The organism is Pseudomonas sp. SIMBA_067 (assembly GCF_046534675.1).
In the GTDB taxonomy this organism is placed as follows: Bacteria; Pseudomonadota; Gammaproteobacteria; order Pseudomonadales; family Pseudomonadaceae; genus Aquipseudomonas; species Aquipseudomonas putida.
The window spans coordinates 1-255 of record NZ_JAWRYH010000843.1; the positions used below are offsets into that span (position 1 = coordinate 1).

Sequence of the window (255 nt, forward strand, 5' to 3'; positions counted from 1 at the left end):
GGTACACTCAGCAATCCAGCCGCAATCATGACAGAGCAGGGCGGGCGAAAAGCCGCGGCGGTTAAGAAACAACAGCACCTGATTATCGGCCTGCAGATGCTGGCGCATTTTACCAATCAGGCCCGGTGCCAGACCGCCGATCAACTGCACGCCTTTTAAGTCGATAAGCTGTTGCAGTGCCGGTCTGGCATTGCCGGCGCGTTTTGTCAGGTCGAGCTGGCGATACTTGCCGCTGCGGACATTGTGCAGTGTCTC

At 57.6% G+C, this 255-nt stretch carries 1 pseudogene; it reads right to left on the bottom strand.

What is annotated here, in order from left to right:
* A pseudogene (locus SB765_RS31570) lies at positions 1–255 on the bottom strand (primosomal protein N'); the annotation flags it as partial.